Below are 23,866 nucleotides of genomic sequence, written 5' to 3' on the forward strand. Positions count from 1 at the left end.
ATATTATATTATATAATATCAGATGTTTACATTCCAAGTGGAGGAAAAATATATATGATACTTTCGCACAGGTGATGCCTTTTGCACTTTTCTTAAGCTGCTCATGCACGATCGCCAGGCACTTATTGGATTTATAATGCGGGCGGAGGGCAACTCCAAGGTCATTTACCAGCTTCATCATCTTGTCTTGATTCTCATCAAAGATATTCATATCCAGCACTAATGCCGGTGTCTCTAGCTGTTCTAACTTCATCTTATTCCCCTTTATTTCATTTTTACAGCACAGTCGTACTATTCTTTCTATTATTGCTGTATTATTCTTCTCTCGTAGTGATCTCGGTATTGGCTAACTGCTCATAGTATTTTGCAATACTTGCGTGATCTTCTTTTTCATGTCCGTTCGCTTTCAGGGACTGCATGATCTCCATCAGCTGTCCGGTCAGCGGAAGCGGTGAGTTCACGACATGTCCTGCACTTAAGGCGTTATTGAGATTCTTGATATGTAATTCAATACGGAATCCCGGCTTGAAGTCACGCTCCAGTATCATCGGAGCCTTCGCCTCCATAACGGTAGAGCCTGCAAGTCCTCCCCGGATTGCCTCGAATACGAGCTGCGGATCTGCGCCGATCTTCTTCGCCAGCATAAGTGCTTCTGACAATCCGGCTATATTCACTGCCACAATGATCTGATTGGCAAGCTTAGCGACATTGCCTGAACCTAAGTCTCCAATATATACGACAGATCCCGCCATATTCTTAAGGAGGCTATAATACTTGTCGAATAATTCCTTCGTTCCTCCGACCATTACAGACAGTGTGCCGTCGATCGCTTTCGGCTCTCCGCCGCTTACCGGCGCATCCAGCATGTCGATCTCTTTTTCTGCCAGCACGCTTCCGATTGCCTTACTCTCCATAGGATCGATAGAACTCATATCAATCAGGACCGTACCTGGCTTTGCTCCGTCTATGATTCCATTTTCTCCCAGAGCTACTGTACGCACATGCGGAGAGTTCGGAAGCATCGTGATAATTACATCGCAGATCTCCGCTACTTCCTTTGCGGTAGCTGCTTCTTCTGCTCCAAGGGAGACAAGTTCTGCTGCCGACTCCTTATTAAAATCACATACTACAAGCTGATATCCTGCTTTTATAAGATTTTTGCTCATAGGCTTTCCCATGATTCCAAGACCAATAAACCCAATCTTACTCATATATCTATATTGCTCCTTTTCCTTATCAGTTTTTTCCTTTTGTCTGATACTCAGATACAGGTATCATTTTCTAATGCTCCGTATCTACCTCATCTGCCGTCCATTATCCCATCATTGCCATGATCTTAAGAATAACATTCTGATAGATTGCGTTGATAGAGAAGAACAGAGTAAATAAGAAGATACCAAGCTGTATCATATTCTGTGCCTTTGAATTTACATATTTACCCATGAAGTCCTTATTGGAACACAGTTTCCACACAAGCAGTACTAATACCGGAAGGAATACTCCGTAAAGTACCTGTGCTACAATAATAAGAGAAACCGGCGAGCCGCCCCACAGACCGATCAGTATAACCGGCGCTACTGCTACGATCAATGCACCTGCGATACAACCCTTGTCTTTTGGATTAACTTCTTTCTTGCCTACTGCCGCACTAAAAAGTATCGGCTGAATGTTGATTCTGTAGATTGCAGAGGAGATTGCTGCCGCCGCAAGTCCAAATGCAAAAAATACTCCTGCAAATCTTCCTAACAATGGTACAAGTGCATTTGCCATATCTGCTGCTGTCTCGATCTCAATGCCAAGCGGATGTACTACGGTCGCTGCACATATGATGATAGAAGCTGAGATAAGGAATGTTAAAAACATATTCAGACCTAAGTCGAATCTATTTAGCTTTACTTCATTCTGGCTTCCTTCTGCATCCGGGAATCTCTCTAACAGGTAGCCAGAGAAGCTAAGCGGTGCATCCGGCATGATCGTTGTTGACATAAGCGCTAAGACTAACAATACATCTCCGCCAGGTACTTTGAATGTGAAGCCCTCTGTGAAGATATCTGTGATACTTGGGCCTGATACAAACATCGTGACTACGAACGCACCTACCATCAAAAGTATCAGGACTGTGTTGACTCTCTCTACCAATGCATATTTATTGACCAATACGATCACAAATGCAATCGCTGCGATCACTGCTGCCCACACTACAACTCCTACGCTGGGGATAAAGAAGTTAAGCGCCATTGCCGCACCTACCAGATTGGCTGCCTGATGCGCCGCACTGCCGTAGCAGATGATCCCATATGCACCTTTTGCATATTTTGTTCCGATGTTCTCCCGGATTCCTGTCATAACGGACTTCTTCGTTCCTAATACAACCCGGATTGCCGGCTCTTGATAAAAGTATGCGATGATACACGCGATCGCCATGATCCACAGAGCCTGATATCCATAAGTAGCGCCCTGCTTTGAACAGGTTGTTACTGTTTCAGGTCCTACTACCGCCGCCGCCATAATCGTTCCAGGTCCGATATAACTGATATAGTCTTTGATTGTTAATTTCTTTGCAGCTATTGATGACGCTTGCTTTTCATTTGTCATTCCCATAGGATTCCCTCCTTCTCTCTTCCTGTCTGTCTCTTACTTACCACCGTGTCCTCCGCTGTATGTTCCAGGTGCTCCGATATCAGCACCTCTTAGGTAATCAACAAAAAATGGTCTTGTCGGTGCAAATTCCTCTGTATAGTACACGATCGCATCCAGCATATGCAGGAAAGACTTGATATAATTAATATCAATCATATCAATCGCTGGTATCTGTCTGCCAGTACATCCGTCTAAGCTTCCGGCTATCACTGTGCTTCGTACAACTACTTCCTCAAGTTCTAGGCCTGGCAGTACTTTCTTCCCAGTGATAACCTGCATCGCTGCAATAAGTCCTAATACTGCGAAGTCTGATACAGATGCGATGATCGGTGCATCACAGGAGCTCTTGGCACTTGTAAGCTCTCCGTATGGAAGATACTCTTCGACCGCCTCCTTGGAGTGCCCCATACCTGCTTCATTACCCGCATCGCCGACACCGATGGTGAAGCCACCCTGTGCCCTCACTTCTTCTAACAGCCTGTCGATTGGAGCTACCCAGTCGTCAAGAGCATAGCCCATAACGCTGTAATATTTGCGGTCATCTCCGCTTCCCGGATGTTCGATACTGACCATGGCCGCCGGATGATAAGATAAGAAGTAATCCATCTTCCCCTTCGCTTCCTTCTCCTCCTTGCATGCAGGCATCGCCTCTACTGCAACGGAATGTGGGGTATTAAGAGCCTCTTCGATGCTCTCACAGACATTCAGCTCAGCCGCATTACATGCCGCCACAGTTGCCTTAACACCCTCCTTCTCGATTACGATCACTGGCTTACCGCCTAAGAGAGAGACCGCTCTTGCAAGAAGCGCAGATGCGATCGGTCCGTCAGTCTCTGGCTTTAATGTGGGCTTAATCATGAACCCAGTTCCAATCAGTACGATCTTCCCTGGTTCTTTTAACACTTCCAAAAGCCCCTTAGCCGCATATGTGGATAAAGGCTCGCCTACTTTTTCAAGAAACGCCTGATAGATTGATTTTAGGACTCCTCGTGCATGAAAATCAATGTTGACCAGATCATCAATTGCCTGTCCACAATTCAGTATTTTTTGTTCATCGAATGATTTCATACGTTCCTCCATTCTGATAATTCCTAATTTTTTCCTCATCTAAATTGAAGTCGACTTTTCTTAGATTTAAGATTAATTTTTTACTATTAGCTAGCTTTTCTTTATGTTATCGCACAATTGATTTCTTGAAAACTTACCAATTTTCGTATATAATATTAACATTCTTGATAATAAAAGGAGGATAAAGGATGCTTGACCAGGAAACACTACAGATATTTTTTGCCATCAAGAATCTTGGCAGTATCTCGAACGCTGCCAATTCCTTATTTATGCCCCAGCCTACGGTCAGCCACAAGCTGGCGCTGTTAGAGGAAGAGTTAGGGGTCTCCTTATTCTCCCGTGGAAAGGGCCAGAAGCATACGGTACTGACGAAGCAGGGGGAGGAGTTCGTCCCCATTGCCATTAACCTCCTCTCACTCTATAAGGAGGCAGCGCTCCTCCAATACAGTACGCATAAGACAAAGCTGTCGGTCAGCGGAGTAAACAGTATCAACCACTATGTCCTGTCTGATTTTTACAAAACATTTTTCGTGGAGCATCCATATCTTGAGATCACTCTGACCAATCACAACAGCGATCACATACACAGCATGCTGGAGAACCGCATGATCGATATCGGAATCACGAATACAGACACACCCTTTTCAGATATTGAATCTACTCTATTATTCGAGGAAAAGTATGTAGCAGTCGTCTATCGCCCTGATGAAGGAAATTTTACCCCCCCAATAAAAAAATACACCCGACAGAGCTAGACGGTAATTACGAGATCTATCAGGACTTTGACCTGTCATACACAAAATGGCACGATCGCTGGTGGTCATCTACCGTTCCGCAGGTAATCGTAAATGAAGCCTCGCTTGGGCACTCGTTCTTCCACTCTCCCGGTGATTGGACGATCATTCCAAGCTCTATTGCCCATGCCCTCTACAATGCGGAGAGCTTCTGTATCTATGAACTCATGGAAACCCCGCCGAACAGGATGTGCTATCTTCTGCACCACAAGCAGCTTCATCAGCACAATGAGGGGGCGGTCCGGGCTTTTCTCTATAGCCTGCAGGAGTTCATCTGCCTTCTGTCATAATTTTTTCCTCCTACTAGTTATACAAAAATATACTCTCTGGAGCATGAAGCTGCGGTATGCTCCGTGGATATGATCCTTACTATATATTCTGTACAGGCGCAAGCAAGATATACTATCATCCGGCTCTCCTTCCACCCTTTCTGCGCCTCCCGATATCTGAATCTCTCAGGTAAGAAAAACTTGGAAAAATGAAAACTTGGAAAAATGTGCCCCGCACACCTGCATGATCGCAAAAAAATGGCGATAAACAGGGGCTTATATTCCTTGTTTACCGCCATTTAGATCTGTCTCAGATAGCGTCTCTATATATGATATTCTACTGTTCTTCTGTCTTAAAAGCTCCTACAGCATCTCGATAAATGCTGCAATCCTTGTCTCGATCTGTCCATTGTCTGTGGTAGAATAATCTGTCTCCAGCTTCATATATGGTATCCCCATATCCTCTACCATCCTCTTTACATTTTCCGCCTCCACGTTGAAGGTATGACATGCCTGGAGCACAGTCTCGATCACGCCGTCTACCTTATACTTCTCGATCATCTTCTTCGTATTCTCAAGCCTTCCCGTATTCGGCGTCATGACAGAACAGTTGATGGCGAGATATCTGTCAGAGATCGCGCGCAGGATATCGTCCGCATCCTCATCGATCATCAGCTGGTTCGTACGCTCTCCGATGCAGTCGTCAAGGCAGACGATCACTCCGCCATTATTCTCGATTACCATACCGACCTTCTGGATGAGTCCGCCGCTCGGACATCCTGTCAGCAGAATACGCTTTGCAGACTTATCTACCGGATACTCTCCGCGCTCATACGCTTCCCTGGCATCCTTAACCTTCTTCTCCACATTGGCGATCTGCTACTCTACATCAAAAGAAGATGTGCCCTGCTGAAGTGCCATCATCATCTCCGTCCCCTTGATCGCTGGAGGGCAGTTCTCCTGCAGCTGGTACATGTTGCACATTGCCTTTCTGAGGCGGTTGCGCTTCTTTACAGCTGCTCTTAAGTTCTCATCTGTCACTTCTACGCCGAACTTCTCCTCTATCTTCTCCTTGAGGAGCTTCACTTCCTCATACCAGATACCCTTGGCATATGGGCGATCCTGGCTCTGCGGCAGATGAAGGATATGTGTCTCCTTGATCTCATTTAACAGCTCATACATCTTCTTGCCATCGCATGTCGTCTCTCCGATAATGATATCAGAAAAATATGTATAAGGGCATTTCTCTGTATAAGCGAAGCCATAGGTGCTCTTAATAAGCGGACATAGGTTCTTCGGCAGCACCTTCTCTGCATCTGGTATCACCTCGTTGCTCGTACCGCAGAGTCCTACCGTCGCAACTCCCGCAGCCTCCATGATCTCACTTGGCGTATAAGAGCACAGACAGCCGGCAAGCTTCCCGCCATTCTCCTTGAACTCCTTCGCCCTCATAAATCCTGCCTTTCTGGCATCTACAAATTCATCAAATGTCTTTGGCAATTCAAAATTTTCCATTTTTATTTCTCCTCTCTATGATCCGGTCTTTTCTCCTTCTGTTTTTGTACCTGTGCTTATCATTCTGCGAGCAGCGCTGCCCCGATCGCGCCTGCATATCTTGCATGAGGGCTGCTTGACACAGGTGCTTGGAGTGCATTTGACAGCCGTTCTATGAAATATTCCTCTTCACAGAGTCCTCCTGTGAGGAAATACCTCTCTCCCGGAACCTGTGATATAAGCTGAACGACCTTAGTCACCACAGATTCGATGACACCATATGCAATGTCCTCTCTCGGCGTTCCCTTCCCGATCAGGCTGATAACCTCCGACTCCGCAAATACAGTACACATAGAGCTGATGGTGATCGGGCTTCCCTCTCTCGCAAGCTCTGAGAGTTCATTCTGCGTAAGCCCCAATCGGTTCGTCATAACCTCCAGGAACTTTCCCGTATCCCCAAGGCAATTCCTGATTTTTTCTCTCCGAACTTATTGACTAAGGTCTGGGCAACACATTGTGCTCCTCCCGACACCTCTAAAATACCGCCGAACAGAGAACCAAGCCCGATCAACAGTACGATCCCCTGCAGCGTCTCTCCTGCACCCTTTTCCACAGTACTGACCAGAGCCGAAACCGGCATCCCGTCTCCAAGACCAATGAACAGCGCAGAGATCAGCAGCGATAACACCGGATGTATCTTAAACTTGATAATCAGCAGCAACAATAGTACGATACCCGCTGCTGCCGCGATCAACAGTCTGGATGGTTCTGCCGCAAATACCGGTTCCGCCATTTTATCTACCTCCTACATACTTGTGTACGGTTGCCTTTACAGCGCCAGGTCCGGCAATCATCTCACGGAACATGGTCTCGATCTTTTCTCCCAGACCAGTCTGGTAAATGTCAGTAAAGAATATACGCTCATTCGAGAGGATCGGCTTAAGCTGATCTGTACATGTCTCCGGCTGTCCCACTACAATGTCCCCTAACTGTTCCTGAATCTCCTCATTCATAGGATCTGGAGCAAGCTCGTAGCTCTTTCCCTCATCATCTACCGCCAGCATGTACCTGAGCCATCCGGCAATTCCGAGCGGAATAGCAGTCAGACGTGAAGCATCTCCGTATTTTTCTACATATGCTTTGATCGTCTCTCCAAAACGGATTCCTACCATCTGAGACACATCTACGGCAAGACGAAGGTTCGTATCTCCCAGATATTCATTCGGAAACCGGTCATTGAAAAGCTCATCTACAAATTCCTGCGGAGAGAGGATGCCCGGATCCGGTACTACTGGAAGTCCTTCATCATAAGCTACCATGCGGGCCATCTTCATCATATCTTCATCTGTATTCAACATATGTGCAAACAGATCATATCCCAACGTCACTCCAAGAGGACCTGTAGCAGAATGTACCGGATTCAGACATACCGTTACTTTCATACGCTCAGACAGATTCACCGTCTCTCTGTCAGCCATATATACGCCAAAGCCCTTTTCCAGAGCAGGACGTCCATTCGGGAAACTATCCTCGATCACAAGATACTGCGGCTTTTCCGCATTGACGAACGGTGCAATATAGGTCTTCTTCCCGGTGATGACCGGCTGCATATCCTCCACGCCCAGATTATCAAGGTCTTCGGCGATCTGTTCGCTCGGTCTTGGTGTGATCTTATCAATCATCGTCCATGGAAAAGCAACAATCTTCTCGTCACTTACATAGGAAGCGAAGCCATCATCTACGAATCCTGCTTTCTGCCACTCCTCAGTCATAGTAAGCACAGACTCGCGCAGTTTCGAACCGTTCTGAGAGCAGTTATCCATAGATACAAGTGCCAGAGGATATCTCCCTGCCTTATACCGCTCATAGAGCATGGCCGTCAGCACTGCCATCGCTCCGACTGATCGATCCGGGCCATTCTGTATATCAGATTCTACAAAAGGAAACCATGTCCCGTCTGCTTTCTGCAGGGCGTAACCCTTCTCTGTGATCGTAAAAGAGACAAGCTGCAGTGACGGGCTTGTAAAGATCTCCTTAAGCCTGCTCCACTGTGCCTGGTCGGATGACTGCGCCTTCACTGCTTCTGCCAGAGATCCTAATACCTTGTACTCTCTTGTCCCGTCCCCATGCAGTATCACGCTCAGTCCCAGATTGTCAAAAGGCTCGTAGATCTTATCTACCACGTCATAGTCAAACGTCTCCACACAGGTAAGCCCTCTGTCAAGCACCCCCTCCTCCAGAAGCCCGTCTGCGATGCCGCCGATAAAGATACGAAAAATATTGCCGATTCCAAAATGTACCCATCCCGGTTCTTTTTCTGCCTTTTCCGCGGCAGCTTCCACATCATACCCCGGAAGTGTGATTCCAGCCTTTTCCCACGGCTCACGATCTTTGATTCCATTGATTGTTAACTTCATGCTACTTCCTCCGTTTTTCTTTTAATTTATACTTACGTTTATATCTAAGTTGTAAGTATAGTATATAACTTACTTCCTAATAAATCTATTGACAGAAGTCACAACTTTTAATCTCCCATTCTGGTCATTTTCACAGTCGTTTTTACTTTTTTCTTTTTTATTGAAATTTTATTGCCCTTATTATAGAATAAATCTAAGTCTTAATTCTAAGACAAATGTATCGTAACCTAATGCTTCGCATGAGCGCGCTCCGCGCGATAAGATATACTCTCCAGGAGAATGATCATGAGTGATAAAGGATTAACCGCAATTAATTTAAAACAAATAAATAAATCTAAGGTCTATCAATATATCTATAAGAAAAAGGTAGTCTCCAAGCTGCAGATCGTCCAGGATCTGCAGATGGGCTTATCTACGGTCAGTCAGAACTTAAATGTATTAGAAGAGGAGGGTCTGATCGAACGAAATGGATACTTTGATTCCACCGGCGGAAGAAAGGCCCATGCGATCCGTATCGTCCCGCTTTTTCGAATCTCCATCGGCATCGGTATTCTAAAGGATATGTTCCACATTACCGCGATCGATCTATATGGCAATACTATTCATACCGATACGATCACACTTCCATATTCCAACACTGCCGCCTATTATGAGCAGATTACTGATGAGATCAAAAGATTTATTGCAGAGAATCACTATGAGGAGGCATGTATCCTTGGAATTGCCATTGCGACTCAGGGAATTACTTCTTCGGATAATACGGCTATAACCTATGGAGCTATTATGAATAATACTGGAATGAACCTGGAAGATTTCTCCTTATATCTTCCGTATCCTTGCCATCTGGAGCATGATTCCAAGGCTGCCGCCAATCTGGAGCTGTGGAATCATCCGTCCCTGGACAGTGCGGTGATCGTGCTGCTCAACAGTAATCTGGGCGGGGCAATTATCACCAATCGTCAGATCCACCAGGGTACTACTATGCATAGCGGCACTATTGAACATATGTGTATCAATCCTGACGGACCGCTCTGCTACTGTGGAAACCGCGGTTGTCTGGAGACCTACTGTTCCGCTGACTCTCTGGAGCATGCTGCTTCCATGCCTGCAAAAGAATTGTTTCCTCTCTTAAGAGAGAAAAAATCTCCCCATCTTATGCAAATCTGGGAAGATTATCTGAAGCATCTGGCATTTGCAATGAAGAATCTCAATATGATAGTCGACGCACCTATCATCATCAGCGGATATCTGGCTCCTTACTTTACAGCGGAGGATATTGACTATCTGCTGAAGCACATCAATTCTGTCTCGCCGTTCCGACTAAAAAAGGAACATCTATTGGTCGGCGTACATGGGCAATATACTCCCGCGATCGGCGCCGCACTGTTCTATGTGGAGCAATTTATCCAGTCTATATAATAACCTTTTGGGGATATATACTATCGGATAATGTAATCATCAGCAGTAATAAACAGACGGAGGTAGTCCCTGACTGTCTCCGTCTGTCTCACTGCTCATGCTTGTTTTGCAAAATATCCGGTAATTTATCGCTTACTTCTCATAATACTTTATTAATGCCTGCGTTCCCAGATCACCATAACCTTCCGACTCCAGCTGCTCATAATTGGAGAGAACCTGCTCTAACATATTCAGGCTCAGGCCGCTCTGTACTGCCTCCTCAGATGCAAGCTTCATGTCCTTTATAAAGTGCTTCATAAAGAATCCCGGCGCGTAATCTCCTGCAAGGATCTTCGGTGCGAAGATATCAAGCAGCTTGCTTCCTGCCGTCCCTGTAGATACAGAATTAAGGATTGTCTGCAGATCAAGCCCCTTTGCCTTCGCATAGGACAGAGCCTCGCACACACCTGATAATGCCCCTGCGATCATGATCTGGTTGGCAAGTTTGGCGTGCTGTCCACACCCTGCTTTCCCCTGATAATTGATGTTCGTTCACATAGCTTCAAAGAGAATCCTGCATGTCTCGTAGTCTTCTCTTTCTCCGCCCACGAGAATTGACAGTGTTCCTGCCTTCGCTCCGGTATCTCCGCCAGTCACAGGAGCATCCATCACATGGAATCCCTGTTTCGTTCCCTCTATATAAAGCTTCTCTGCCAGTGCCGGGCTTGTGGTCGTCATATCAATCAAGTAAGCGCCTGCCTTCGCACTCTCCATAATGTTGCAGGCACCAAAATAGACCTCTTCTACGTCCTTCAGGAATCCGACGATCGTTATCACCGCCTCGCAGTCTCTCACACAGTCTGCGATTAATTCGTGATAGATCGCCCCTTCACTGATGACATCCTCTGCCTTTGCTTTTGTACGGACATAGATATGCAGTTCAAATCCCGCCTTCATCAGATTGCGTACCATAGACTTTCCCATAATCCCCACACCGATAAATCCTATTTTTTTCATAATCCTTCCTCCTACTTGTATAAGATATAAACTCCTAACTTTTGACTGACAAGCTATAATACAACAAAAGCCAGACGCTTGCTGACTTTTGTATGTTAACTCTATGGCGGATAAAAGTGATTAACTCTGCGGAAACAATTATCTTGATTTGCCGTGGCTTGTGATCGGCACCTTGTCGATGACCTTACCGTCACGCACCATGTAGAGGAAACGATTCTGATTCATACAAGTACAGCAGTGACCTGGAATCAACTTAAGCTTCTCGCCTAACGGCTTATCTACATACTCGTTGCTAACCTTTGTATGTTCTTCAGAACAGTTCACCGGGGCATTCTCATAGCCGTAGAATACAGGATTCTGCTGGTCAACAGAAGCGCTCTTTCTTCCGGCATCTGTAATCGTCTGGTCATTGCCTTTGCTGATTACAGTTGTCAAGATGAACAGTGAATTCTTGAACTCCAGATTTAACTTACCGTATGCTACGTCCATGAACACATAGCTTCCTGCCTGAATCTCTGTATATGGTGTACCTTTCTTGCGGTTTCCGATCGTTCCGGTACTGGAACCGCTGACTTCATTTACCTGAATGCCATTCTCAGTCAGATAATTTCTGGCTTCCCACAGACGCGCTTCAATCTTATTACTTTCATCTTCCCGCTTCTGCGCATCTTCCTCGTGTGACAGATGACCTGCATAAGCCTGAATTCCTTCGAATACCAGATGCTCACAGGCATCAATCTCCTTAGCAAGCTCAAGCAGCTCTTCTTTTGTCTGTACTCCACATCTCTTCATGCCAATCTCATACTCTACCAGTACGTAGATTGTAGACCCCTGAAGCGCCGCAGCCGCCTCCAGGTCCTTCACATTCTTAGACTGATCTACCGCCACACCTAACTTACAACACTTCGCCAGGGATGCCACTCTTGCGATCTTCTCCGGCTCTGTCACCTGATTGGCAATCAGAACATCCTCTACGCCTGCCTCGATCAGATCCTGCGCCTCGCTTACCTTCGCACAGGTAATACCTTTTGCACCTTTCTTAAGCTGCTCGTGCACGATTGCCATGTTTCATTGCACTTATCATTTATAAGTACCTTGAGAAAAAGCTAGACGATAAATATACAATAAATCAGATACTTCCGGCTTTGCAGGAAATGGATTTTGTAAAACACACCGGAAAAGGCTATCAACCTCTCCATATAATCAAGTGTTTTTTTCAATAAATTCAATACTTTTTGATACCTGCCAATGAATGGAACTAAGGTTATGGAGTGATCTTTACCTCATACAGGGCAGATATATAGTAATAATGGGTACACCAAATAAAACGTCATCACTATTCGTTCTAAATGGCCTCGATGTATACCCATCCCTATATGGCAGCTCACCTCTCATGTCCAACAGGATCATCCTCCTTACGGCGGGTCCTCACTTCCTTCGTTCTGCCTGTCCATAACCAGGGTGCCAGCTTAGCTATTCATCAGGGTCATGCCCTCTGGAGAAGATTCCCGCCGGCTACCAGCTCATTCTTTGTACTTTCATTACTGATCCAAACACTCCTATTACAGCACCTTTCGGCGGACGCTTCCTGCAATTCTTATGGTTGTTTCATTTTCTGGAACTATGCAGCTTTTTGCTGTGTTCCCGGACGCTTGATATCTCCAAGCATCTTTGATGCGTCATAGCGGATACCTTTTGTAAGAATTACATGGAATACTCTTATCAGCTTACAAGCTACCGCTATCAGTGACTGCATCTTTTTTAATGGATTCTTTTCTCTGGTAGTATAATACCTGTGGATTTCTTTAAATTCTTCATTCTTACCCACTACTGATATGGCCGCTTCGAAAAGAAGATACCTGAGACGCTTACGGCCTCTTTTACTTATCTTTGTCTTTCCGTTGTGCTTACCAGAACTATCTGCCACCAGTTCCAATCCTGCCAGTTTCTGAAGTTCTTTCGTGTTATCGAAGCGCGTGATATCACCAACCTCTGCTATGAAACCAGCTACAGTTGTTATTCCTATGCCTTTTATTTCAAGCAGCTTATCTACATACTTGATCTGATGGCACAGTTCTTTTATCAGGTCATTGACCCGTTCAAGACGTTTTGTCTGAAGTTCATAATCTTCGATTAGATCCTGAATCTCCATTCTGGCTTCTGTAAGGCCTGTCTTTAATCCGATGCTCCTCATTGCTGCATTCAGAATCAACATAGCCTTCTTATACCCATTTCCACGGAGTTTAGCATCTTTCCATATCTTTATGATGCCTTCTACTCCAAGTCTTACTATTTCCTCAGGAGTTGGTGCCTGTTTTAATACTAACAGTCCTCCCTTTGCATCTATGTGTGTATATATTCCCTTATATTCCGGAAAGTACACTGCAATCCATTTCTGCAGACGATTCTTTGCTCTGGTTTGTTCTTCCACAAGGACAAACCTACGATTTGAAGCATTCCGCAGTTCTGCATACACACCCGTTGGCATGTATGAGTAAAAATATCTTCCATCTTTTACCAATCCTGCAATAATTCGAGGATCTTTCTGTCATTTTTAGATGGGCTGTTGTCATCTAACTCCTTGGTCTTATGCACATGGTGTGGATTTACCATTACAAACTTTATATCCTTTTCCCCCATGAACTGCCCAAGATCAAACCAGTAGTGACCTGTTGGTTCAATTCCTACCATTGCCTCTTCAAGTTTATTTTCCTGCATCAGCTCCACAATAGTGTTATAAAAGCTGTTGAATCCCTCCATAGAGTTTGAAAACGGTACAGGCTTTCTGGTAAGTTCAATACCTCTCCAGTTAAAAGCTCTAAAATAATGCTTTTCACTGCCAACATCAATACCAACGATCATTGTTGTTTCTTTTACTTGCCCAATCTTCTTATTTTGTGTAGAATTCATTTGTAGATACCTTCCTTACTCTGTTCATTTGCTAACTGGCCGGTCAGCAATGACAGTTTAACTTAGGTATCTATTTTTGTAAAATCATTTACTCTCTACACTTTGAATTATACAGGAAGCTATTTATACACGAACAGAGTTAACAGATGATCTGCATGATGCCTTTGGATTCTGCACATCAAAACAGATAATACCAACAAAGAAAATGAGAAATATTTGCTCACAGACAAAAAACAGAAAAAGTAACGTGTAAGCGTCAAGTAACAAAAAGTCCCGCAAAGCGCATAAACAGTGCCTTGTGAGACTTTTTTTAATAAAATCGTGTCAAAAACCGGATTTTTATTGAGGAATTCCAAATTGCTATTTTCTATATATTATACTATTTATAGGCATTTTCTATATATTTATATATTATACTAGATATTCAAAAGCAGCCATGAGATTCTCACGACTGCTTTTTTGCAAATCATAATCTGTTAGATATTCAGCAAATCACTGTATACCTTCAGTGCTCCGTCTGTTTCATGAGCAAGTACACGCTTAGCTAATACTTTTCCAAGCTGAACACCTTCCTGGTCAAAGCTGTTCAGATTCCATACGAATCCCTGGAACATGACTTTATTCTCAAAGTGTGAAAGCAGCGCACCCAATGATTTTGGATTCAGCTGTTCTCCAATAATAATACTTGACGGACGTCCACCTTCGAACTTTTTATTACGATTCTCATCATCTTTTCCACACGCAAATGCTACAATCTGTGCAGCTACATTTGCACATAATTTCTGCTGGCTTGTACTATCCTGAATCACAACATCAGTACCCATCTGATTGCTCTTAAATCCAACGAACTGGAGTGGCACAATATCCGTTCCCTGATGAAGGAGCTGATAGAAAGAGTGCTGTCCGTTTGTTCCCGGTTCTCCAAAGATAACTGGACCTGTCGGATAAGCTACTGGTTCTCCAAAACGGTTCACAGATTTACCATTGGACTCCATATCCAGCTGCTGCAAATGTGCCGGGAAGCGGCTGAGTGCCTGAGAATATGGAAGGACTGCCGTATTCTGATATCCAAGTACATTGCGCTCATACACACCGATCAATGCATCCAACATCGCCGGGTTCTCCAGCAATTCTTTATTCTTGGCAAGCTCATCTTCCTCAGTTGCACCATCCAGGAACTGAGCAAATACTTCTGGTCCAAATGCCAGGGACAATACAGCTCCGCCAACTGCAGATGTTGAAGAATAACGTCCGCCAATATAATCATCCATAAAGAATGCAGCAAGATAATCATCACTCTTTGCAAGCGGAGAAGTCTCACTTGTAACCGCGATCATATGCTTGGATGCATCCAGTCCAGCTTTTGCAAGCGCATCTTTTACAAAGGACTCATTGGTCAATGTCTCAAGTGTTGTACCTGATTTGGACACAAGTACGAAGATAGAATGAGCGATGTCAATATTACTTAGAACACCTGCTGCATCATCTGGGTCAACATTACTGATAAACTGAGCTTTCATCTTCAATGTATCATTTACCTTCGCCCAATTCTCAAGAGCCAGATACATTGCACGAGGGCCAAGATCACTTCCGCCGATTCCGATCTGTACAACCGTTGTAAATTTCTCTCCGGCTGCATTCGTAATCTCTCCGGCATGTACTTTATTCGCAAATTCCGCAATCTTTGTCTGCTGTCCTACATAAAAGTCTCGTTTATTCACGCCGTCAGCCATAACGTCCTCTCCCAGCTGTCCACGGGTCAGCTGATGAAGTACCAGACGCTTCTCTCCAGTATTGATCACCTCACCATTGTAAAGTGCCTCATATTTTTCTGTAAGCTGAGCCTCCTCTGCCAATTTCGCAAGTACTTCCAATACAGCATCATCCACCTGCTTCGCACCATAGTTAAAAGCAAGGCCTTCTGCCATTGGTACGCTGTATTTCTTCACACGCTCTGCACCATTTTCTCCCGCCATAACTTCAGCAAGATTCACACGCTTCGCATCCAAAAGCTCCTGAAAAGAAGCCAGTTTATCTAAGTTATTCCAAGTAATCATTGCAGTTTCCTCCTCATTGCTAATACATTCTATTAAAAATTATACTATTAAACCAAGGCTAATTCAATACATTCATTTTATGCAGATTAAAAAAGAAGCCTGGAGATTTTTTCTCCAGACTCCTCAGCGCACTTTCATCTTTCTATTTTTTATAATGTTCCACCAAAGCCGGTCTGCAGTGCCTGACCAGTGATAGCACGGGATTCATCACTTGCAAGGAATAACAGAATGTTTGCCACATCATTTCTAGACAGAACTCATTGTCGATAAAAATTTGTTGTATATATACCGCATATACGGTATAATTAATTGTGAGGTGAACAAATTATGTTGAAATCTTTTTTGGAAAATAATCATATATCCATGTATAAGCTTGCGGGAAGTAGCCGTGTTCCTTACAGCACCTTAAATGATCTGGCGAATCACAAGCTACCTGTTGAAAAATTAAAAAGCGGACAGTTATATGCATTATCTGAGGCACTGGGTATATCAATGAATGAACTATATAAGATGTGTCTTTATACCTGTAACGTTCAATCTGAAAAATATGACACCGCTGCTATTATCTGCATTAAGCATAAGACGTACTGTTTATCTTTTGTTAAAGACGGAAAAACTTATGAAGAAGAAATAATGCCGGTAAAGCATGAAGCTACGCAGGTTATTGAGGAACTGGCAAAATGGAAATTAGAAGAGCTGCTGGCAAAGCTCGCAATGGAGGATGCCTATGAGACCATATATTCTAAAACGACAAGATAATGCCATTGCCGTGATTAATCTTACCGAAGATGGTTCTATACAAGATTACAAATTATTTGAGAATAATGCTTCTCTTGCTCCATTACATAATCCAGACAGCACCGACTGGCTTAAGAAGTGGTGGGCAAGACGTGCCGTCCCCATTTTCCAGGGACATATCAGGCAAATGCTTGTGGACAAGGACCTTCTGGGGCCGGAAGACTACCTCGCAAAAAATCTTGGGCTCTCACTTACCGACTATTACTGGATATCTCCTGTTGACTCCGGTCTTCGGTGGAAAGATGTAAACTTATTTGAAAATAATTTTCACAATGATATCAACATAGAAAATGACGGACCTGACACTCCCGATGGCATTCCACACTATACACCAAACAGTTCTCTCCAGGGAACTCTTGAAAAATGCTGGACTATCCGAAATGGCAAGCGTGGAATGATTAAAGGAAATCGAGATGCATTATCTCAGGAATGCTTCAATGAAATTATCGCCACAAAGCTTCACGAACTACAGGGATTTTCAAATCACACTACTTACAGATTGTTAGAGATACATGGCAAACCATATCAATACGGTTGTTTCTCTGAACTATTTACATCTACAAAGACAGAACTGATCTCTGCCTATGATATTGTGACATCAAAAAAGAAAAAAACAGATACCAACACATATGAACATTTCATATCCGTCTGCAATGAACATGGTCTGCCAGAAAATGAATTAAGGCCATTTCTTGAATATCAGATTATGACCGATTTTATCCTTTCCGGACGTGACAGACATTTATCTAATATAGCAGTATTGAGAGATGCCGACACATTAAAATTTATACAACCTGCCCCGATTTATGATAGTGGAAAGTCAATGTTTGTAAATGATTCTGTCCCTGACAACGACAATGATATGCTTAAAATAGCAACTGAGAGCTTTTCTGGCACAGAGCTGGGACTACTTTCACTTGTGAAAGACCGCAGTCTGGTCGACATAACAAAGGTGCCCGATCCTGCATTTATCAAAGATCTTTACTCCCTTGACACAAACATGACTGAAAGCAGGATAAATGCAATCATCCTTGGCTATGAGCGCAAACTCGATTTATTTGCACGCTGGCAAAAAGGTGAAGATTTGAAAGCGATTACTTTCGGATTTCATACCAGGAGAAATACATCTTCACTGGGTGATATTTTTGTATAAACTTTATCTACATCCTGAAGATTGCGCATTAAGCGCAATCTTTTTTTATTCGAACAACTTCACCAAATCTGATACCTCTTCATACTTTTCACTTTTTGCGATATTAATATTCAACTTTCGCACTATCCGATGGGCTCGTTTTAATCCCAACAATGAAGTAGATGATCAAAATAATATAAATCATTTTTTCAGATTCACAGATAACCTCCTGATATGTAAAACAACCAATACGATGCACAGGACTGCAGTGATACTGTGCATGATTGCCCAGACTTTCCCATCTGAAAAATGAATCGCAAAGCCGCTGAGGGCTAAAACGATAAAGTCTACCGCAAGTAATATATCAATGATGTACATCTTTTTCCGATTCAATAGAAATGTTCCTCCTTTAATAAACGTTGTTTTTCCTTCCATTCTCCACAGAATACACTGTTTCAGCAATGCGCAGCAGTTTCTTGTAAATCTTTTCCCGCAGCGTTTTCTTGACCGCCTTCGAGGAAAGTTATTAGTTCAGACTAACCAATCCTCATAAAAACGAGTTAGTTTCATCTAACCCGCTTTACATTATAGTTATCTTTCACTAACTTGTCAAGAGATGTTTTCTAAAAGTTCTTTCCATTTTCTTATAGAAATCTGTTCATCAATTATCATAGGAGGCTGATGCTTCTTTCATTCTCTCATACAATACAACTCCAATTCCTTTTTCAGATATTCGTACCTTAACCGCTTCTCCTCTTTTGCAAAATGAACATCGCGGAATTGTTCTGGGTTGCCGTCATACACCAATACTTCCCCACCAAACTGTTCACTCGTCAGATCAAAACGACAGTCCCCAACCACATTATAACAATGATAATTTCCACCAGGCCGCAAGACGCCATACACCTTACCGCCAAATATGTCCTGTGCCAAAAATGCTGTAATCGAGCACTGTCCCAGCGTCTTATTTTCCGGTGTCCATTTCTGCCGCATTCTTGGTGCGCAGGTCTTAGCACACCAGATTTCTGACAGTGCAGCATATAAATCAGCCGGTGTACGAATCCCCTTATATTGGTCTGTTACAGCCACAACATCCGCCTGTTCCCAGCCCCAAAACTTATATTCCATATGATATCCGCCCTTTTATCCTTCAAATAATGGTGTTGAATAATATCTCTCCGCAGTGTCCGGAAGTACCGTTACTACGGTCTTTCCTTTTCCAAGTTTTCGTGCAAGCTTCATTGCTGCTGCCACATTTGTTCCACTGGAGATGCCGCAGAGAAGGCCTTCTTTTCTTGCCAGTTCTCTTGCCGTCTGAAGTGCTTCTTCATCTGTCACGATCACGATCTCATCATAAATCTTCTGATCTAAGATACCTGGGATCACTCCATCTCCAATTCCCATCTGAATATGTGAACCAACTTCCTTTCCAGAGAGGATTGCTGCATTCTCCGGCTCAAGAGCCCAGATCTCTATATCAGGATTGGCCTTCCTGAGGGCCGCACCAATTCCGCTGATCGTTCCTCCTGTTCCGATTCCCGAACAGAATCCATCAATCTTCTTTCCGACCTGTTCCACGATCTCAGCACCTGTCTTTTCATAATGCACCTGATAATTGGCCATATTTTCAAATTGCTGTGGCACAAATACTCTTGGATCTTCCGCCTTCATATCCATCGCCATCTGAATACAGTCATTGATACATTTTCCTATATCACCTTCATCATGTACAACTCGGATATCTGCCCCATACTGCTTCACCAGCTTACGCCTCTCTTCACTGACAGAATCCGGCATAATGATAACCGTCTTGTAGCCTCTTACTGCTCCGACCAACGCTAGGCCGATCCCCTGGTTTCCACTTGTTGGTTCTACAATAATGGTATCTTCTTTGATAATTCCTTTTTCTTCCGCATCCATAATCATATTCAATGCCGTTCTTGTCTTGATGGACCCGCCTACATTGACCGCTTCAAATTTGACAAGAATCTCCGCACAGTCTTCATCCACCATTCGGTTCAGGCGGATCATCGGAGTATTACCCACCGCTTCTAATACGTTATTATATATCATTTCTTCTTCTCCTTTTTCCAATCACAGTGTAATCATTATAACATATGAAGCTGCTGTCCCCAAAACAATTATTTCTGTTTCTCTTTAGTTCTTACAAATTAATGACACAATTCCCACCACAACCAATATTGGAAATGCCAAATATATGAATCCACCAACTACCAATCCTATCAAAGCCAGCGGCAATAACACAACAGTGACAATGAACTTTGATATTCCCCAGGCTGCTTTAATCCCGAAGATAAATAATTTTCCAAATACCCAGATCATGCATATCGCAAATAATAGTGATAACATCTTTCCACCTCATTTCATCCGCCTTATCCTTGCTGTTTTTCCATGTTTTCAGTATAATCATTTTAGAATAAGAAGTACACACCAGAAGCGAAGGCTTAACCATGTGTATTTCACAATTTTAGAGAAATAAGAGGAAATGATTCATGGGAAAACAATCGACAAGAGAGAATAAAAATATATATCAGTTATGCCGGGAAGCTCAGGGACTGACTCGTGAAAAAGCCAGTGAGAACATGGTCGGTGTATCCGCTTCCAGAATTGAAAAAATCGAATACGAGCTGCAGGAGCCGACACCATACGATATCATTCAGATGGCCGACTGTTATAAACGGCCAGACCTTTGTAATTATTACTGTTCCCACAAATGCGCTATCGGCAGCCGCTACGTTCCAGAGATTGAAATATCAGAATTATCCACGATCATCCTGGAGACTATTGCCAGCCTGAATGAAATCAACCCATTAACCAGCCGTCTGATCCAGATTGCCCGGGATGGCAAGATTACCGATGATGAAATCAAGGATTTTGCATTTATCAGTAAGAAATTAGACGAAGTATCCCTTGCCATTGATTCCCTGAATCTGTGGGTGGATAAGACAGCCAGCGAAAATAACATCAATATTGATCTCCTGAATGCGGAGAAAGAAAAATTGAATTCCTAATAAAATGAACTCATTGTGCAATTTTCGATGTCTATTATTTCCAACGATTCAATCTCGGCACCACTGCTTCCATATGCGCACGCACCTGTTCTGCAGGCCAATCTTCATTTGCCATATGTTCTACGCAAAAATCAATCAACTCTTCATCTGTCAGGCAAGCAACTCGCTGTTGCTATATCTTTGACTAACGCATATATTCATTCGTCCATTTACCGTAAGAATACCCTTGATCTTCTTTATTGCCGGTGACACAGGCGGAATGAACATAGCATTAGCAATGGACCTGCTTTCAATCTTATCGATATTTGTAATACTATAACCCGTCGGGCTTTCAAACCCAAAGAAAGCCGTTACAATAATTGTTCTTTTTTCACAGTAGTTTATCTCCACCTTGTTCATTTTGTAAAACTCATCAGCTTGGTGTCTGTGCGTCTGACTCTTTGTTCTTATGGCCGCAGATACAAAATGATGCTCAATTCAAGAATATGTGCATTAAACCTCCAATCAAAAAACAAATCGCTGCTGTAACAACAGCACTGATAATAACCTTTAAGATATTTTGGTATGGACGTTTTCCTGCTTCAACCATCTTATGAATTTCATCTAATTTTTTACCTTCACAAAATGCAACAATTTCCTTATATGTCTGTATATCATTTTCTTTCTTGATTTTTTCAACTTTTGATGCCCAAAACATCGTAATCGCGAACAATACCCCGAAAGGTATAACCGCATATTGTTCTAACCAAATAAATAGCGGTGCCGCTGAGATCATCAAAATCAAAAGATGAATAGTGAAAATGTTTCCGTAATAATTAAACTTCTTAACTTCCTGCTCGTCAATCATTTCTTTCATTGTCTCTATATCTCCTTTAATCAGTTGGTCGAGAGATACATTGAACAATGAGCTGAGAAGCAGCAGGCTATGAATATCGGGGTAGCTCTTTCCATTCTCCCAATTTGAAATCGTCTGTCTTGTCACGTATACCTTTTCAGCCAATTCCTCCTGGGACAGATTAAGCGACCTTCGGTATTTTTTTATCTGTGCGTTCAGCTCCATAAAATATTCTCCTTTGCAAGTGATTTGTTCTCTTGACCTGTTCTGAGAATAATCACTTTTTCTTTTTCTGTCTATCAAACCTGTTTTACTTTGCTGAAAACACAGTGTCAAAAGTATTTGACAGCACTTAAAACCTTATAAAAACAGCTTGATTATTTCTTTTGCTCACGAGATGTAAGGCGGAACAATCATATCGAGCGATTACTTTACAGCAATAATATCCTGTGCAATTACTCCACGGGCATTTAAGCCAACAGCATCTAAGCCCGAAAGCTGTTCTAAAATAAAACTTAAATATTCTTTACTTGATGCCATATATACACCTTGTAATCTTTATAACCCAAGGAGTTAAAAGGTAATTGCTTGTATTAAGCTCCATATTCAGTTTTATTCTACCAATCTGACAGGTCAATAGCAGGTGAAACATCGCCTCTTTTAAATCTCTTTTTTGAAATGATTCCCCTGATACCGATAGAAGAAAATAGCTGATACCACAAAACATAAATAAAAAACCTGTTGCCACATATTTTCATTCTTAATGCTTCATTTTTTCTATCAATCGAAGTTTCAGATTTCTAATTTTTACTGCATATCTACTTGTAAATATTACTCCTATAATCACCATTCCAAATGCAATTCCTAGTCCAAAACTAGCAATTTCCTCATATGGAGATGTATTTTCAAGTCCAAGAGCCCCAATAACAATTAACATTACAAATCCAACCATACCCAAAATAAACAGATAATGCATTCGTCTCAGCAGCCTGCCTTTTTCATCATTACTATAATCTGCAACCATTAATACCGTTTCTTTTAATTCTTCAGTCATCGTCTCGCTTTTCCTTTCTCCGTTTAGCAGTTCACGAATATCAACTTCATAGAAATCAGCCATTTCAATCAAAATGTCCAGATCAGGCATATTATACCCGTTTTCCCATCGGGAAACTGTTCTGTTTGATACTTCAAACTGTTCTGCTATCTGCTCTTGTGTTAATTTTTTCCCTTTTCGAAGTTCTTTCATAAAAGAACCAATTTTCTTTTGATCCATTTGAACTCCTCCTTTCAAGCAAATATTACCCGATTGCCTGATTGAATACCATGACACAAAGCGAGAAATGTTATCCTTTCTTCCGTGTCAGAAAAAGTGTCCTGCAGATCTATTCCCACCTGCAGATCCGCCCTTGTGGCGGGTTCCGATTTTTGTCCCAGAAAGAATACATCTTTCATTATTAGCTTTACCATCTATCATACCTCTACATCGTATTTCTGTTTTCATTTTCAAGATTTACAATTCTCATAAAACCATTTATCTATGAGCTTCTCCAACGATACTTCAAACCTTTTATCATCTTCCTCCGTCCTCTTCGCCGGACCTTTCAAATGATGCTTTTTCTTTGCGTTTCTGGCTTTCTTCGCCAGATGACGTTCCATCAGCATCTGATCTATATTTTCATTCGTATACCATTTACCACTCTGATGGATACCATAAGCACCTTTTCCAAGAATCATTGCAGCCACACCATAATCCTGTGTTACGACAATATCTCCCTTCTGGCACAGACTGACCAGTTTAAAATCTACTGCATCCGCACCGGCTCCCACAGTAATCACTTCACTGTAATCGGAATATAAGACATGGTTTGTATCACATAAGAGAATAACCGGAATCTCATGTTTTTTTGCTGTTCTTTCTACGATGGATACCACAGGGCAGGCATCCGCATCTACCAATATTCTCATTTTTTCTTCCCTTTCGTCAGATCATAACGCTACCCGATCA

The 23,866-nt window shown here is 42.9% G+C and carries 24 protein-coding genes and 3 pseudogenes; 5 read left to right on the forward strand and 22 right to left on the reverse strand.

The window, feature by feature from the left end:
- From JQM81_RS10880 to JQM81_RS10895, 4 genes and pseudogenes are all read right to left on the reverse strand, one after another.
- A pseudogene (locus tag JQM81_RS10880) lies at positions 1 to 253 on the reverse strand (hypothetical protein); the annotation flags it as partial.
- Between the two features lie 61 nt (positions 254 to 314).
- On the reverse strand, positions 315 to 1,259 hold the full coding sequence (gene garR / locus JQM81_RS10885) for a 2-hydroxy-3-oxopropionate reductase (RefSeq protein WP_328282618.1): 945 nt from the start codon (positions 1,257 to 1,259) through the stop codon (positions 315 to 317).
- Positions 1,260 to 1,314: 55 nt separating this feature from the next.
- The gene (locus JQM81_RS10890; protein ID WP_235233653.1) at positions 1,315 to 2,601 is read right to left on the reverse strand and encodes an Nramp family divalent metal transporter; all 1,287 of its coding nucleotides are present in this window, start codon (positions 2,599 to 2,601) and stop codon (positions 1,315 to 1,317) included.
- Positions 2,602 to 2,634: 33 nt separating this feature from the next.
- Positions 2,635 to 3,708, reverse strand: coding sequence for a glutamate cyclase domain-containing protein (locus tag JQM81_RS10895; protein ID WP_235233654.1), 1,074 nt, complete (start codon positions 3,706 to 3,708; stop codon positions 2,635 to 2,637).
- Positions 3,709 to 3,896: 188 nt separating this feature from the next.
- On the opposite strand from JQM81_RS10895, the gene JQM81_RS10900 reads away from it, so the two are divergent.
- Positions 3,897 to 4,463 carry a LysR family transcriptional regulator gene (locus JQM81_RS10900; protein WP_235233656.1) on the forward strand — a complete coding sequence of 189 codons (567 nt, stop codon included), beginning with the start codon at positions 3,897 to 3,899 and terminating at the stop codon, positions 4,461 to 4,463.
- 671 nt (positions 4,464 to 5,134) lie between these two features.
- On the opposite strand, the pseudogene JQM81_RS10905 reads toward JQM81_RS10900, so the two are convergent.
- The 4 genes and pseudogenes from JQM81_RS10905 to JQM81_RS10920 all read right to left on the reverse strand — a co-directional run bounded on the left by JQM81_RS10905 (position 5,135) and on the right by JQM81_RS10920 (position 8,682).
- Positions 5,135 to 6,286, reverse strand: a pseudogene (locus tag JQM81_RS10905) (double-cubane-cluster-containing anaerobic reductase).
- Between the two features lie 59 nt (positions 6,287 to 6,345).
- On the reverse strand, positions 6,346 to 6,696 hold the full coding sequence (locus tag JQM81_RS10910) for a BadF/BadG/BcrA/BcrD ATPase family protein (RefSeq protein WP_235233657.1): 351 nt from the start codon (positions 6,694 to 6,696) through the stop codon (positions 6,346 to 6,348).
- Complete coding sequence (locus JQM81_RS10915; protein ID WP_235233658.1) at positions 6,693 to 7,058, reverse strand: GntP family permease; 366 nt, start codon at positions 7,056 to 7,058, stop codon at positions 6,693 to 6,695. Before JQM81_RS10915 ends, JQM81_RS10910 begins: the two co-directional genes overlap by 4 nt.
- A 1-nt stretch (position 7,059) precedes the next feature.
- Positions 7,060 to 8,682, reverse strand: a complete 1,623-nt coding sequence (locus JQM81_RS10920; RefSeq protein WP_235233659.1) for a mannitol dehydrogenase family protein — start codon at positions 8,680 to 8,682, stop codon at positions 7,060 to 7,062.
- Between the two features lie 285 nt (positions 8,683 to 8,967).
- Between JQM81_RS10920 and JQM81_RS10925 the strand changes: the two genes are divergently transcribed.
- Entirely contained in the window at positions 8,968 to 10,101 is a 1,134-nt protein-coding gene (locus JQM81_RS10925; protein WP_235233660.1) for an ROK family transcriptional regulator, read from the forward strand.
- A gap of 132 nt (positions 10,102 to 10,233) precedes the next feature.
- Here the strand turns inward: JQM81_RS10925 and JQM81_RS13830 are convergent.
- The 5 genes and pseudogenes from JQM81_RS13830 to JQM81_RS10945 form a co-directional block, all read right to left on the reverse strand.
- A pseudogene (locus JQM81_RS13830) lies at positions 10,234 to 11,097 on the reverse strand (NAD(P)-dependent oxidoreductase).
- A 138-nt stretch (positions 11,098 to 11,235) separates the two neighbouring features.
- Positions 11,236 to 12,153, reverse strand: coding sequence for an alanine racemase (locus JQM81_RS10935; protein WP_420370577.1), 918 nt, complete (start codon positions 12,151 to 12,153; stop codon positions 11,236 to 11,238).
- A gap of 565 nt (positions 12,154 to 12,718) precedes the next feature.
- Positions 12,719 to 13,585: an IS110 family transposase gene (locus tag JQM81_RS10940; protein WP_331473134.1), complete on the reverse strand. Its 867-nt coding sequence runs from the start codon at positions 13,583 to 13,585 to the stop codon at positions 12,719 to 12,721.
- Positions 13,586 to 13,611: 26 nt separating this feature from the next.
- Entirely contained in the window at positions 13,612 to 14,007 is a 396-nt protein-coding gene (locus JQM81_RS13925; RefSeq protein ID WP_331473135.1) for an IS110 family transposase, read from the reverse strand.
- A gap of 476 nt (positions 14,008 to 14,483) precedes the next feature.
- A complete protein-coding gene (locus tag JQM81_RS10945; protein WP_235233664.1) occupies positions 14,484 to 16,064 on the reverse strand; it encodes a glucose-6-phosphate isomerase in 1,581 nt (526 codons plus the stop codon).
- 327 nt (positions 16,065 to 16,391) lie between these two features.
- Between JQM81_RS10945 and JQM81_RS10950 the strand changes: the two genes are divergently transcribed.
- Together JQM81_RS10950 and JQM81_RS10955 are read left to right on the forward strand one after the other, a co-directional pair.
- Positions 16,392 to 16,823, forward strand: coding sequence for a hypothetical protein (locus JQM81_RS10950; protein WP_235233665.1), 432 nt, complete (start codon positions 16,392 to 16,394; stop codon positions 16,821 to 16,823).
- On the forward strand, positions 16,792 to 18,015 hold the full coding sequence (locus JQM81_RS10955; RefSeq protein WP_235233666.1) for a hypothetical protein: 1,224 nt from the start codon (positions 16,792 to 16,794) through the stop codon (positions 18,013 to 18,015). The genes JQM81_RS10950 and JQM81_RS10955 overlap by 32 nt, the downstream gene beginning before the upstream one ends.
- A gap of 180 nt (positions 18,016 to 18,195) precedes the next feature.
- Here the strand turns inward: JQM81_RS10955 and JQM81_RS10960 are convergent, their stop codons facing one another.
- The 4 genes from JQM81_RS10960 to JQM81_RS10975 all read right to left on the reverse strand — a co-directional run bounded on the left by JQM81_RS10960 (position 18,196) and on the right by JQM81_RS10975 (position 20,364).
- Entirely contained in the window at positions 18,196 to 18,387 is a 192-nt protein-coding gene (locus JQM81_RS10960) for a DUF4405 domain-containing protein (protein WP_235233667.1), read from the reverse strand.
- 297 nt (positions 18,388 to 18,684) lie between these two features.
- Complete coding sequence (locus JQM81_RS10965; protein WP_235233668.1) at positions 18,685 to 19,122, reverse strand: YunG family protein; 438 nt, start codon at positions 19,120 to 19,122, stop codon at positions 18,685 to 18,687.
- Between the two features lie 15 nt (positions 19,123 to 19,137).
- Positions 19,138 to 20,067 (reverse strand): cysteine synthase A, encoded by a 930-nt coding sequence (cysK, locus tag JQM81_RS10970; protein ID WP_235233670.1) that lies wholly within the window; start codon positions 20,065 to 20,067, stop codon positions 19,138 to 19,140.
- Positions 20,068 to 20,151: 84 nt separating this feature from the next.
- Complete coding sequence (locus JQM81_RS10975) at positions 20,152 to 20,364, reverse strand: hypothetical protein (protein ID WP_235233671.1); 213 nt, start codon at positions 20,362 to 20,364, stop codon at positions 20,152 to 20,154.
- Positions 20,365 to 20,507: 143 nt separating this feature from the next.
- Here JQM81_RS10975 and JQM81_RS10980 point away from each other — a divergent pair, with 143 nt between their 5' ends.
- Complete coding sequence (locus JQM81_RS10980; protein ID WP_235233672.1) at positions 20,508 to 21,026, forward strand: helix-turn-helix domain-containing protein; 519 nt, start codon at positions 20,508 to 20,510, stop codon at positions 21,024 to 21,026.
- Between the two features lie 34 nt (positions 21,027 to 21,060).
- Here JQM81_RS10980 and JQM81_RS13930 read toward each other — a convergent pair whose 3' ends face one another.
- From JQM81_RS13930 to JQM81_RS11010, 5 genes are all read right to left on the reverse strand, one after another.
- Positions 21,061 to 21,141 carry a zinc ribbon domain-containing protein gene (locus JQM81_RS13930; protein ID WP_235233686.1) on the reverse strand — a complete coding sequence of 27 codons (81 nt, stop codon included), beginning with the start codon at positions 21,139 to 21,141 and terminating at the stop codon, positions 21,061 to 21,063.
- A gap of 35 nt (positions 21,142 to 21,176) precedes the next feature.
- Positions 21,177 to 21,425: a hypothetical protein gene (locus JQM81_RS10990; RefSeq protein WP_235233673.1), complete on the reverse strand. Its 249-nt coding sequence runs from the start codon at positions 21,423 to 21,425 to the stop codon at positions 21,177 to 21,179.
- Positions 21,426 to 21,498: 73 nt separating this feature from the next.
- A complete protein-coding gene (locus JQM81_RS10995; protein ID WP_235233674.1) occupies positions 21,499 to 22,086 on the reverse strand; it encodes a helix-turn-helix domain-containing protein in 588 nt (195 codons plus the stop codon).
- A gap of 535 nt (positions 22,087 to 22,621) precedes the next feature.
- The gene (locus JQM81_RS11000; protein WP_235233675.1) at positions 22,622 to 23,134 is read right to left on the reverse strand and encodes a helix-turn-helix domain-containing protein; all 513 of its coding nucleotides are present in this window, start codon (positions 23,132 to 23,134) and stop codon (positions 22,622 to 22,624) included.
- Positions 23,135 to 23,364: 230 nt separating this feature from the next.
- A complete protein-coding gene (locus JQM81_RS11010) occupies positions 23,365 to 23,826 on the reverse strand; it encodes a YaiI/YqxD family protein (RefSeq protein ID WP_235233677.1) in 462 nt (153 codons plus the stop codon).
- Positions 23,827 to 23,866: the final 40 nt, after the last annotated feature.

This window comes from Faecalicatena contorta, assembly GCF_021531895.1.
Lineage (GTDB): Bacteria > Bacillota > Clostridia > Lachnospirales > Lachnospiraceae > JAFBIX01.

Coding starts and splice junctions, on each gene's coding strand:
- JQM81_RS10890 (WP_235233653.1), bottom strand. CDS start 2,601: ATGGGAATGACAAATGAAAAGCAAGCGTCATCAATAGCTGCAAAGAAA.
- JQM81_RS10895 (WP_235233654.1), bottom strand. CDS start 3,708: ATGAAATCATTCGATGAACAAAAAATACTGAATTGTGGACAGGCAATT.
- JQM81_RS10900 (WP_235233656.1), top strand. CDS start 3,897: ATGCTTGACCAGGAAACACTACAGATATTTTTTGCCATCAAGAATCTT.
- JQM81_RS10910 (WP_235233657.1), bottom strand. CDS start 6,696: ATGACGAACCGATTGGGGCTTACGCAGAATGAACTCTCAGAGCTTGCG.
- JQM81_RS10915 (WP_235233658.1), bottom strand. CDS start 7,058: ATGGCGGAACCGGTATTTGCGGCAGAACCATCCAGACTGTTGATCGCG.
- JQM81_RS10920 (WP_235233659.1), bottom strand. CDS start 8,682: ATGAAGTTAACAATCAATGGAATCAAAGATCGTGAGCCGTGGGAAAAG.
- JQM81_RS10925 (WP_235233660.1), top strand. CDS start 8,968: ATGAGTGATAAAGGATTAACCGCAATTAATTTAAAACAAATAAATAAA.
- JQM81_RS10940 (WP_331473134.1), bottom strand. CDS start 13,585: ATGCCAACGGGTGTGTATGCAGAACTGCGGAATGCTTCAAATCGTAGG.
- JQM81_RS13925 (WP_331473135.1), bottom strand. CDS start 14,007: ATGAATTCTACACAAAATAAGAAGATTGGGCAAGTAAAAGAAACAACA.
- JQM81_RS10945 (WP_235233664.1), bottom strand. CDS start 16,064: ATGATTACTTGGAATAACTTAGATAAACTGGCTTCTTTTCAGGAGCTT.
- JQM81_RS10950 (WP_235233665.1), top strand. CDS start 16,392: ATGTTGAAATCTTTTTTGGAAAATAATCATATATCCATGTATAAGCTT.
- JQM81_RS10955 (WP_235233666.1), top strand. CDS start 16,792: ATGAGACCATATATTCTAAAACGACAAGATAATGCCATTGCCGTGATT.
- JQM81_RS10965 (WP_235233668.1), bottom strand. CDS start 19,122: ATGGAATATAAGTTTTGGGGCTGGGAACAGGCGGATGTTGTGGCTGTA.
- cysK (WP_235233670.1), bottom strand. CDS start 20,067: ATGATATATAATAACGTATTAGAAGCGGTGGGTAATACTCCGATGATC.
- JQM81_RS10975 (WP_235233671.1), bottom strand. CDS start 20,364: ATGTTATCACTATTATTTGCGATATGCATGATCTGGGTATTTGGAAAA.
- JQM81_RS10980 (WP_235233672.1), top strand. CDS start 20,508: ATGGGAAAACAATCGACAAGAGAGAATAAAAATATATATCAGTTATGC.
- JQM81_RS13930 (WP_235233686.1), bottom strand. CDS start 21,141: ATGGCAAATGAAGATTGGCCTGCAGAACAGGTGCGTGCGCATATGGAA.
- JQM81_RS10990 (WP_235233673.1), bottom strand. CDS start 21,425: ATGAACAAGGTGGAGATAAACTACTGTGAAAAAAGAACAATTATTGTA.
- JQM81_RS10995 (WP_235233674.1), bottom strand. CDS start 22,086: ATGGAGCTGAACGCACAGATAAAAAAATACCGAAGGTCGCTTAATCTG.
- JQM81_RS11000 (WP_235233675.1), bottom strand. CDS start 23,134: ATGGATCAAAAGAAAATTGGTTCTTTTATGAAAGAACTTCGAAAAGGG.
- JQM81_RS11010 (WP_235233677.1), bottom strand. CDS start 23,826: ATGAGAATATTGGTAGATGCGGATGCCTGCCCTGTGGTATCCATCGTA.